This window comes from Hydrogenophaga sp. FG152 (assembly GCF_057809615.1).
Genome location: NZ_JBMDKH010000024.1, coordinates 59,807 through 70,110, shown reverse-complemented (window position 1 = coordinate 70,110; position 10,304 = coordinate 59,807). Strand labels below are relative to the sequence as shown.

The 10,304-nt window shown below is 71.8% G+C and carries 9 protein-coding genes; all 9 read right to left on the bottom strand.

Going from position 1 to position 10,304, the window contains the following annotated elements:
* Window positions 1–61: 61 nt before the first annotated feature.
* From ACODTB_RS23420 to hypB, 9 genes are read right to left on the bottom strand one after another with little or no spacing between them, the layout of a single operon-like run.
* A complete protein-coding gene (locus ACODTB_RS23420) occupies window positions 62–1,519 on the bottom strand; it encodes a nickel-dependent hydrogenase large subunit (RefSeq protein WP_291111446.1) in 1,458 nt (485 codons plus the stop codon).
* Complete coding sequence (locus tag ACODTB_RS23415; protein ID WP_291111445.1) at window positions 1,516–2,517, bottom strand: NADH-quinone oxidoreductase subunit B family protein; 1,002 nt, start codon at window positions 2,515–2,517, stop codon at window positions 1,516–1,518. The genes ACODTB_RS23420 and ACODTB_RS23415 overlap by 4 nt, the downstream gene beginning before the upstream one ends.
* A 1-nt stretch (window position 2,518) precedes the next feature.
* Window positions 2,519–3,973: a sigma-54-dependent transcriptional regulator gene (locus ACODTB_RS23410; RefSeq protein WP_291111444.1), complete on the bottom strand. Its 1,455-nt coding sequence runs from the start codon at window positions 3,971–3,973 to the stop codon at window positions 2,519–2,521.
* Window positions 3,970–5,682 carry an enoyl-CoA hydratase-related protein gene (locus ACODTB_RS23405; RefSeq protein WP_291111443.1) on the bottom strand — a complete coding sequence of 571 codons (1,713 nt, stop codon included), beginning with the start codon at window positions 5,680–5,682 and terminating at the stop codon, window positions 3,970–3,972. The genes ACODTB_RS23410 and ACODTB_RS23405 overlap by 4 nt, the downstream gene beginning before the upstream one ends.
* The gene (gene hypE, locus ACODTB_RS23400; RefSeq protein WP_291111442.1) at window positions 5,682–6,740 is read right to left on the bottom strand and encodes a hydrogenase expression/formation protein HypE; all 1,059 of its coding nucleotides are present in this window, start codon (window positions 6,738–6,740) and stop codon (window positions 5,682–5,684) included. The genes ACODTB_RS23405 and hypE overlap by 1 nt, the downstream gene beginning before the upstream one ends.
* 1 nt (window position 6,741) lies before the next feature.
* Window positions 6,742–7,998: a hydrogenase formation protein HypD gene (gene hypD, locus ACODTB_RS23395; RefSeq protein WP_291111441.1), complete on the bottom strand. Its 1,257-nt coding sequence runs from the start codon at window positions 7,996–7,998 to the stop codon at window positions 6,742–6,744.
* Window positions 7,995–8,231, bottom strand: coding sequence for a HypC/HybG/HupF family hydrogenase formation chaperone (locus ACODTB_RS23390; RefSeq protein ID WP_291111440.1), 237 nt, complete (start codon window positions 8,229–8,231; stop codon window positions 7,995–7,997). The genes hypD and ACODTB_RS23390 overlap by 4 nt, the downstream gene beginning before the upstream one ends.
* Window positions 8,222–9,397: a Kae1-like domain-containing protein gene (locus ACODTB_RS23385; protein WP_291111439.1), complete on the bottom strand. Its 1,176-nt coding sequence runs from the start codon at window positions 9,395–9,397 to the stop codon at window positions 8,222–8,224. Before ACODTB_RS23385 ends, ACODTB_RS23390 begins: the two co-directional genes overlap by 10 nt.
* A complete protein-coding gene (gene hypB, locus ACODTB_RS23380; protein ID WP_291111437.1) occupies window positions 9,394–10,254 on the bottom strand; it encodes a hydrogenase nickel incorporation protein HypB in 861 nt (286 codons plus the stop codon). Before hypB ends, ACODTB_RS23385 begins: the two co-directional genes overlap by 4 nt.
* Window positions 10,255–10,304: the final 50 nt, after the last annotated feature.

Genomic DNA, 10,304 nt, shown 5'->3' with positions numbered 1-10,304 from the left:
AGCGCCGAAGGCGCGCCACGGAGGGGGGAAGCCGCGAAGCGGCGCAGGGGGGTGTCCATATCTAGTGCACCGTGCAGACCATGCAGGGGTCGAAGGAGCGCACGATGTGCTGCACCGCCACCGGCGTCTTCTCGCCCTCGCGCACCGGCGCGTTCACCAGCGCCTGCTCCAGCGCACCGGGCGTGCCGGCCGCGTCGCGCGGCGAGAAATTCCAGCTCGTGGGCGCGACGATCTGGTAGTTGGCGATGCGCCCGCGCCGCACCACCACCCAGTGGCCCAGGCTGCCGCGTGCCGCTTCCGACAGGCCCATGCCGCTGCCCTCGTCGGGCATGTCCGATGGCACGCAGAACGGCTCGGTGGGCCGCAACGCGCCCAGCCAGTCTTCCATCAGCGGCACCACGCGCGCGAGTTCGAGCGCGCGCGCCAGCACGCGGGTGTAGACGTTGCCGCCGTGCCGCGCCACGGCGTCGCGCACCAGCGGGTGGCCGGCCGCGAGCTGGCGTGCGATCGCGCCGGTCTCCACCACCTCGCCGGCCAAGCGCGGTGCCTTGTTCCAGGTGTAGCCGCGCGCCTTGTCGGGGTCGGGCTTCGTCTGGCCCACCAGCGGGTGCAGCGGGCCGGCGCCGTCGGCCAGCCAGGCGTGCGTGGCGTCTTCGGTGATGGCCGCCGCGTCCACCGCCTCCAGCCGCGCGGTGTCGGCGCGCCACACGCCACCGGGCAGGGCGAAGCCGCCCCCGGGCTGGGCGTAGGCGCCGTAGCTCAGGTAACGGCCCGGGCCGGGGCCCAGGGTCTGCAGTTGCAGGTCGCGCACCAGGGTGAGGAAGAAGCGCAGGTCGCTGCCCAGCGGGTCCTTTGCGTGCCAGTCCCACAGCGCGTCTTCGCTGGCGATGGCGGTCACGGCCTCCAGCGGCGCCGCGAACAGCTGGCGCTCCAGGAAGGCGCGGAACTCGCGCACGCGCGAGAGCAGGCGAACGCGCTCGGCCGCGTCGATCGGCCGCGTGGAGCCGCCCGGCTCGATGGACTGCGTGTGCGGCCATTTGCCGCCCAGCGTGCCCAGCAGCGTGAGCCAGCGCTGGCGCGCCGCCGTGGCCGCGCGCACCTGCTCGCCGTGGTTCGGCGCGAAGCGGCGCACCGCCTCGGCGTGCCAGGCGTGGGCCGCGTACACCGGGCGCGTGAAGTCCGGCATGAAGAACAGGTAGAAGTGCGTGAGGTGGTCGGCCAGGTTCTCGGTCGCCAGGATCACGTTGCTCGCGTGCTGGCCGTTGGCCGGCATGGCGATGCCGCCGAGCGCGGCCAGCGCGCGCGCCGAGGCCACCGACTGCGACACCGAGCAGATGCCGCAGATGCGCGGCACGTACACCAGCGCGTCGTGCGGCGCCTTGCCCTGCAGGATCTGCTCGAAACCCCGGTACATGGTGGCGTTGACCTGGGCCGAGGCCACGCGGTCGCCCTGCACGTCGAGCTGGACTTCGAGATCACCCTCGACGCGGTTGAAAGGGCCAACGAGCAGGCGCGTCATTTCAGCCTTGTCTTGCGCACCGCAGGCGTCACCACCAGATGGTCCGCCACGGCGTTGTGCTTCACGCGCTTGGGCGTGGCGCTCTTGGAGAGCGAGGCCAGTGCGACGAACCAGGCCTTGGGCATGTCGGTGGGCAGGCCGATGGGGATGCCGGCGAGCTTGGGCGTTTCGTGGAAGGGGTGGCCCGGCTCCTGGAAGCCGGGCTCGGTGCAGGCGATGCAGGCATAACCCCCGCGCGTGCACGAGCCTTCGCCGTTCCAGAGCCGCGTGTTGCAGTCGGCGTGCACCTGCGTGCCCTTGCAGCCCATGTGCTCCATCATGCAGCCCAGGTCCGACGGCTTTTCCGCGCTGGCCTTGAACTCGTAGTACTCGTTGCGCGTGCAGCCGTGGTGCACCAGCTGGTCGGCGTAGAAGCGCGGTCGGTTCAACGGGTCGAGCTCGCCGGCACCGAAGCCGTCGGCGGCCAGTGCCATCAGCGTGTCGATCACCCAGCTCGGGTGGGTGGGGCAGCCCGCGATGTTGATCACCGGCAGGCCGCTGGCCGAGCGGAAGGCCGCGCCCAGCAGGCCGCCCACCTCGTCGTCCTCGTACTGCAGGCCGCAGGCGTCGGTGGGGTTGTCGCCACCCGCCGTGATGCCGCCCCAGGCCGCGCAACTGCCCACGGCCAGCACGTGCTTCGCGCGCGCGCTCAGGCGTTTGACCCATTCGATCATCGGCAGCTGCGTGCCGGCCAGCATGTGGAAGCGCCCGGTGCCGTTGGGCCCGCGCAGCAGCGAGCCCTCCACGCACAGTGCGTCGAGCCGGGTGCGGCCATCGAGCACCGCGTCCAGCAGGTCCAGCAGCTCGTCGCCGCTTTCCATCGACAGCGAGGGGTGCCACAGCAGGTTCACACCCGCGTCGCGCAGGTGGCCCTGGAAGTCGGTCGTGTCCGCGCAGAGCAGCGACATGCTGCAACCACCGCACCCACCGCTCTGGAGCCAAAGGACGTTCAGTGCCATGTCATTTCTCCAGGCCGAGGCGCTGCATCTTGCCGCGCAGGCCCACGCGCGAGAGGCCCAGCTCCTGCGCCACGCGGGTCTTGTTCCAGCGGTGCCGCTGCAGCGTCTCGCGCAGCACCATGGCTTCGATCACGTCCAGCCGCTCGGCCAGGGTGCCGCTGGTGGGCAGGGCGGCCTGCAGGTCGTCGCCGCCCTGGCCGTGGCCCTGCAGCACGCGGGCCGAAAAGGCGGCGGCTTCGAGTGCGCTGCCGTCCTGCAGCGCGAGCGCGCGCGCGATCTCGTTGCGCAGCTCGCGGATGTTGCCGGGCCAAGGGTAGGCCAGCAGGCAGGCCAGCGTGGCGTCGGGCAGGGTGGCGCCGGGGTGGCCGAGTTCGTGCGCCACGTCCTGCAGCAGCTGGCGGGCGATGGGCGCGATGTCGGCCGCGCGCTCGCGCAGCGGCGGCACGGTGATGCTCACGCCCGCGAGGCGGTAGTACAGGTCTTCGCGGAACAGGCCTTCGCGCACGCGCTGTTCCAGGTCGCGGTGGGTGGCGGCGATCACGCGCACGTCCACCGGCACCGGGCGCGCGCCGCCCACGGGCCGCACCTCGCCTTCCTGCAGCACGCGCAGCAGCTTCACCTGGAAGGCCGGCGAGGTCTCGCCGATCTCGTCGAGGAACACCGTGCCGCCGTGCGCGCGCTGGAACAGGCCGGGGTGGTCTTCGTAGGCGCCGGTGAAGGCGCCGCGCTTGTGGCCGAACAGCTCGGATTCGAGCAGCGTGTCGGGAATGGCGGCGCAGTTCTCCACCACGAAGGGGCCGGTCAGGCGCGGCGAGGCGTAGTGGATCGCGCGCGCCAGCAGCTCCTTGCCGGTGCCCGATTCGCCGAGCACCAGCACCGAAAGGTCGTAGCGCGCCACGCGCTGCGCCATCGCGCACACGCCGTCCAGCGGGCTGCCGGGCGCACGCACGATGCGCTCGAAACCGAAGCTGGCGCGCGCGCGGTCGATCTGCGTGGCGGTGCGCTGGCGCAGCACGCCGGTGCTGGTGCGCAGCTCCAGGTCGAGCCGGCTGGTCTGGCGCTGCAGGGCCTGCGCCTCGACCGCGTTGCGCACCGAGTCCAGCAGGTGGTCGGGCGCCCAGGGCTTGAGGATGTACTGGTAGATGCCGGCCTCGTTGATGCCGGCGATGATGTCCTCGCTGTCGGTGTAGCCCGAGATCACCATGCGCACCGCGTCGGGCCAGCGCTCGCGAACTTCCTTGAGGAAGCTCACGCCGGTCATGCCGGGCATGCGCTGGTCGCACAGGATCACGCTCACCGGCTGGCGTTCGAGCAGGCCGCGCGCCTCGTCGGCGCTGCTGGCGGTGAACACGGTGAAGTCCTCGTCCAGCGTGCGGCGCATCGCGTCCTGCGAGCGCACCTCGTCGTCCACCACCAGCACGGTGGGCAGCACGTCGGCGGGAAAGGGGGCGTTCATCGGTGCACGGCCAGGTGCCGGGGCGTCCACGCGTGCGGCAGCTTGTGCACGAAATGGTGGCGCGCCACGTGGTAGCTGGGATCAAAGCCGTAGAAATTGCGGTGCATGCGCGCGAGTTCCTGTTCGCGGTGGTGGGCCAGCGGGCGACGCGCTTCGTCGCGCTCGCGGGTGGCCTGTTTGGCCGCCAGCCTCTGCGGCAGATTGTAGGAGGCCGCGAGCGCCAGCGCGCGCTGCAGGCAGCGGTCCTCGAAGCCCTCGCGGCCGGCCTCGTCGCAGTGGTCGATCAGCGTCATGTGCCAGGCGTCGAGCGCGCGCAGCGGCGTGCGCTGGCGCATCAGCGCCTGCGCGCCCGCCTCGCCCAGGCGGCGCGGCAGCAGGTAGGTCCAGTACTCCGAGCCGTACAGGTTGCCCATGTTCTTGTAGTGCGGGTTGAGCACCACGCCCTCGTGCGCCCAGACCTCGTCGGCCGCGAGCGCGAGGAAGGCGCCGCCCGCGCCCGCGTTGCCGCGCAGCAGGCTCACCGTGAGCCAGTCGGTGGTCTCGATCACGGCCAGGGCCAGGTCGTTCATGGCCTGGATGTTGCGCCACGAGGCGTCGGCCGCGCTGTCGCCGCTGCGGTGGGCGGCGGCTTCGATGGCGTTGAGGTCGATGCCGTTGCTGAAGAAGTCCTCGCCGCCCATCAGCAGCAGCACTTTCAGTGGCCGCTCGCGCACCGCCAGCCAGGCCGCGCGCAGGCGCTCGCAGCGCCCGGTGGACATGGCGCCGTTGTGGAAGTCGAAATGCAGGCAGCCCACGCGCGCGCCCTCGGGGCCGTGCTCGGTGTAGCGCAGCTCGCCCCACTCGTCCTCGGGCCGTTGCAGCGGCGCGGGCAATTCGGGGAGCGCGGTGGCCTCGGTGGCGAAGGCCTGTGCCGCGACCTGCTTGAAGCCGGCCGCGGCATCGGCCCGTCGCACATGGCCGATCCACACGCCGCCGTCGCGCGTGCGGCGCAGCAGCGCGCCGTCGCGCACGGCCAGCAGGTCGCCCGGGGCCGCATCCGGGAAACCCGACATCACGCTGCCGGACGCCGCATGCCCATCCATCAGGTGGCAGGCCTGGCCCCAGAGCGCGTCGAGCACGCCGGGCTGGCCGTCCGCGCAGCGCAGGCGCGCGAGCACCTCGGCCGTGGTGTGGTCCGCCCAGTGAATCGCGCGGTCGGCCTGGCGCATCGCGGGGCGCCACAACGCGGGCGGCGGCGCATCGCCCACCCGCTCGCCGTTCTGGAAACGCTGCACGGCGGCCAGCGTGGCGGCCAGCGCGGCCTGCGTGACCTCGCGCCGGTACAGGCTGCCCTTGGCCGCCTGGCGCAATGGAAAGGCCGCGTGCGCCCACACCGGGCCGGCGTCGAACTCGGCGTTGGCCTGCAGCACCGTCACGCCCCAGTCGCGCTCGCCGCGCAGCACCGCCCAGTCCAGCGCGCTCGGGCCCTGGTCGCCCGGCGGGCCCGGGTGCACCACCAGGCAGGGCAGTGCCTGCCACACGCTGGCCGGGATGCGGCGTTTCAGGAAGGGCGCGATCAGCAGATCGGGCTGGAACATCGCCACCGCCTCTTCGGTCACGCGGTCGTTGATGTCCAGCTCCACGCTCAGCTGGTGGCCGCGCGCGCGCAGCTCGGCGAACAGCCGCTGCGTGAGGCTGTTGAAGCTGTGGCACAGCAGCAGGATGCGCATCAACAGATCCGGGGCAGTTGCTCCCCGCTGAGCCAATCGACGACGCGGCGTCCACCGAAGCGCGTGGCCATCTGCACGAAGTGGTGCGGGTCGGCCGTCACCTCGCCGATGCGCGCAGCCTCGGCGCCCAGCGGGTGGGCGCGCATCGCGGCGAGCACGGCCTCGGCCGCCTCGGGCGCGCACACCGCGACCAGCTTGCCTTCGTTGGCGACATAGAGCGGGTCCAGCCCGAGCAACTCGCAGGCCGCGTCCACCTGCGGCTTCACCGGGATGGCGGCTTCCTGCAGCAGCATGCCCACGCCGGACTGGCGCGCGATCTCGTTGAGCGTGGTGGCCAGGCCGCCGCGCGTGGGGTCGCGCAGCACGCGCACCGCGCCCGGCGCGGCCGCGAGCATGGCGGCCACCAGCGTGTGCAGCGCCGCGGTGTCGCTTTCGATGGTGGTCTCGAAGGCCAGCGATTCGCGCTGCGAGAGCACGGCCACGCCGTGGTCGCCGATGGTGCCCGAGAGCAGCAGCACGTCGCCCGCGCGCGCGTTGCGCCCGCTGATGTCCACGCCCGGCGGCACGATGCCGATACCGGTGGTGCTGATGAACACGCCGTCGCCCTTGCCTTTTTCCACCACCTTGGTGTCGCCGGTGACGATGGGCACGCCGGCCTCGCGCGCGGCCTGTGCCATGGAGCGCACCACGCGCTGCAGCTCGATCAGCGGGAAGCCTTCTTCCAGGATGAAACTCGCGCTCAGCCACAGCGGCGTGGCGCCGGACATGGCCACGTCGTTGACCGTGCCGTGCACCGAGAGGCAGCCCACGTCGCCGCCGGGGAAGAACAGCGGCGAGACCACGTGGGCGTCGGTCGCGACCACCAGCCGGCCCTGGCCGGGGTCGAGCGCGGGCAGGGGCAGCACCGCGCCGTCGTCGCCCTGGCGCAGCCAGGGGTTGTCGAAGGCGGCGAGGAACAGCTCTTCGATCAGCTGCGCGGCGGCCTTGCCGCCCGCTCCGTGGCCCATGTCGATGCGACCGTGTTTGATGTCCAGTGGTCGCGTGTAGTCTTTTTTCATGTCAGCTTTCCAAAGCCTCCGGAGCGCCATCCAGAGGCACCGAGGAACCGGCTTTGCCGGGCCTCGGGTGCCGTCCCCCTCCCGCCGAAGGCGAGAGAGGGGGAGGCCGCGAAGCGGCGCAGGGGGTGACCGCCTGTACATCTCGGAAACGCCCGTAGGCGTAGTGCGCCGCGCAGGCGCCTTCGCTGGACACCATGCACGAGCCCACCGGGTTCTCGGGCGTGCACACGGTGCCGAAGATCTTGCAGTCGGTCGGCTTCTTCACGCCGCGCAGGATCGCGCCGCACTCGCAGGCCTTGTTGTCGGCCACCGGGCGGTAGCTCAGCGAGAAGCGACGCTCGGCGTCGAAATCGGCATAGGCCTCGCGGATCTTCAGCGCGCTGTAGGGCACCTCGCCCAGGCCGCGCCACTCGAAGCTGGGCCGCAGCTCGAACACCTCCGACACCAGCGCCTGCGCCTTGAGGTTGCCCTCGCTGGTGACGGCGCGCTTGAACTGGTTTTCCACGTGGGCGCGGCCTTCGTTGACCTGGCGCACCAGCATCAGGATGGCCTGCATCACGTCCAGCGGCTCGAAACCGGCGATCACCACCGGCTTGCGGTATTCCTCGGCGAAGTGCTCGTAGGGGCCGGCGCCGATCACGATGCTCACGTGCGCCGGGCCCACGAAACCGTCGATGGGCACGGTGCCGTACTCGCGCACCTCGGGCGATTCCAGGATGTGCGTGATGGCCGAAGGCGTGAGCACGTGGCAGCACAGCACGCTGAAATTGGTGAGGCCTTCGCGCTGCGCGAGCTGGATGGTGAGCGCGGTCGGCGGTGTGGTGGTCTCGAAGCCGATGGCGAAGAACACCACCTCGCGCTGCGGGTTCTGGCGCGCCAGGGCCAGTGCATCGGCGGCCGAATACACCATGCGGATGTCACCGCCGCGCGCCTTGGCCCGGATGAGGGAGAGGCTTTCCGACGCCGGCACGCGCATGGTGTCGCCGTAGGTGCAGACGATGGCGCCCTGCGCGAGCGCCAGGCCGATCGCCTGGTCGATGCGGCCGATGGGCAGCACGCAGACCGGGCAGCCCGGGCCGTGCACCATCTTCACGTTGGGCGGCAGCAGCTCCATCACGCCGTAGCGCGAGATCGCGTGCGTGTGGCCGCCGCAGAACTCCATGAAGCTGTAGGTGCGGTCGGGGTGGGCCTCGGTCGCGATGCGCGCGCCGATCTGCTTGGCGATGTCACCGTCGCGGAATTCGTCGATGTACTTCACGGTGTGGCCTCCTCGTTCAAACGGACCATCTCGGCGAACAGCGCCAGCGTGCGCTCCGCCTCTTCAGGGTCGATGGTGCCGATGGCGTGGCCCACGTGCACGATCACGTAGTCGCCGACCTGCACATCGGCCACCAGGGCAATGGAGATTTCCTTGCGGATGCCGCCGAGGTCGACCACCGCCTGGTCGTGTGGCCGCAGCTCCACCAGCCGCGCGGGGATGGCTAGGCACATGGTTCGGTTTCCTTTTCGTGGGGCGTGTTCTGAACGGAAGCGGTGCATTCGAGCTGGCGCGCGGCCGCCCAGGCCTGGCCCAGGGCCAGCCCGGCGTCGCCACAGCCGTGGGTGCCGGGCAGGTGCACGCCAAGGCCTGCGCTGCGCAGGCGCTCGGTCACGCGCTCGCGCAGCAGGCGGTTGAAGAAGCAGCCGCCGCCCAGGCACACGGTGATGCTGCCGTGGTCGCGCGCGGCGCGCGTGGCCCAGTGCGCCAGCGCATCGGCCAGCGCGATGTGAAAACCCGCCGCCGCCTCGTCCACGCGGTCGGTGCGCACGTCGAGCAGCGCGGCGAACAGGCCGCGCAGGTCGAGCCGGCGCTGGCCATCGGGCAAGGCGTCGGTGAGCAGGTCCACCAGCGACGCGGGCAGGGGCGGCTGTGCCGGGTGCAAGGCGAGCCAGCGCGCGGCGGCGGTTTCGAGCGCGATGGCGGCCTCGGCTTCCTCGGTCTGGCGCACGCTCAGGCCCAGCGCCGCGGCGGCCGCGTCGAACCAGCGCCCGGCGCTGCTGGTGGGTGGGCAGTTCAGCGCGCGCGCCAGCATCTGCTGCACGCCGCTGGCCGTGGCCTCGCCCACCACGGGCGCGAAGCGCGGTGCGATCTCCGCGCCCCGGCCCAGCGCATGCAGGGCGCTGGCGGCCATGCGCCAGGGTTCGCGCGCGGCGCGGTCGCCGCCGGGCAAGGCCAGCGGGTGCAGGTGGCCCAGGCGCTGGCAGCGCGCGCCGTCCACCAGCAGCAGTTCACCGCCCCAGGCCTGGCCGTCATCGCCCAGGCCCACGCCGTCGAGCGCCAGGCCGATCACCGGGCCTTCGATGCCCTGCTCGGCCACCACGGCCGCGATGTGCGCATGGTGGTGCTGCACACCGATGGCGGGCACGCCCAGCGACTCGGCCAGGTCCATCGCCAGGCGGCTGCTGAAGAAATCCGGGTGCAGGTCGTGCGCCACCGCCGCCACCGGCCCGTGCTGTTCCAGCAGCGCGCGGGCCGAGGCCTCAAGCGCGGCGCAGGCGGCCGGGTCGCTCAGGTCGCCGTGCACCGCCGTCCAGTGCGCGCGGCCCTGCGCGTCGAGCAGGCACGCGGCGTTCTTCAGCCAGGCGCCGCAGGCGAGCACGGGGGTGGTGGCCATCATGCGTGGGCGTGGTGATCGTGGTCGTGGTGCATCTGGTGGTCCAGCCAGTGCAACCAGGCGTCCATGCCGTCGCCGGTGGTGGCGCTGAGCTGGATCACCTCGATGCCCGGGTTCACGCGCCGCGCCAGTTCGATGCAGCGCGCCACGTCGAAGCGCACGTGCGGCAGCAGGTCGGTCTTGTTGAGCACCATCAGCGAGGCGGCGGCGAACATGTCGGGGTACTTCAGCGGCTTGTCCTCGCCCTCGGTCACCGAGAGGATGGCCACCTTGGCGGCCTCGCCCAGGTCCCACACGGCAGGGCACACCAGGTTGCCCACGTTCTCGATGAACAGCAGGCTGTGCTCGTCGTGGTGGTGATGGTGGTGATCGTGGTCATGGTGATCACCGTGGTGCGAGTGCAGCCGCGCGAAGGCCTCGGCCACCATGGGCGCGTCGAGGTGGCAGCCCTTGCCGGTGTTGACCTGGATCGCGGGCGCGCCGGTGGCGCGGATGCGGTCGGCGTCGAAGCTGGTCTGCTGGTCGCCCTCGATCACCGCCACGTGCAGGCCGGGCGTGCGCGCCTTGAGCGCTTCGATGGTGGCGCACAGCAGCGTGGTCTTGCCCGAGCCCGGGCTGGAGACCAGGTTGAGCGCGGTCACGCCGTGCGCGTGGAAGTGCGCGCGGTTGTGTGCGGCCACGCGGTTGTTGGCGCCGAGGATGTCGGTCTCCAGCTTGATGGCGCGCGCCTGGCTCATGCCGGGCACCGAGACGCGCGCGGCGCCGGCACCGAAGTGCAGGTCGCCGTTGGCGGGGTTCACCTGCAGCGCGGCCGGCGCCACGGTGGCGTCGTGCTCACTGCATCCACATACGACACACATGGTCGGTCTCCTTGTTGATATTGATTGAGGCGGTGGTGGGTCGCCGTCCA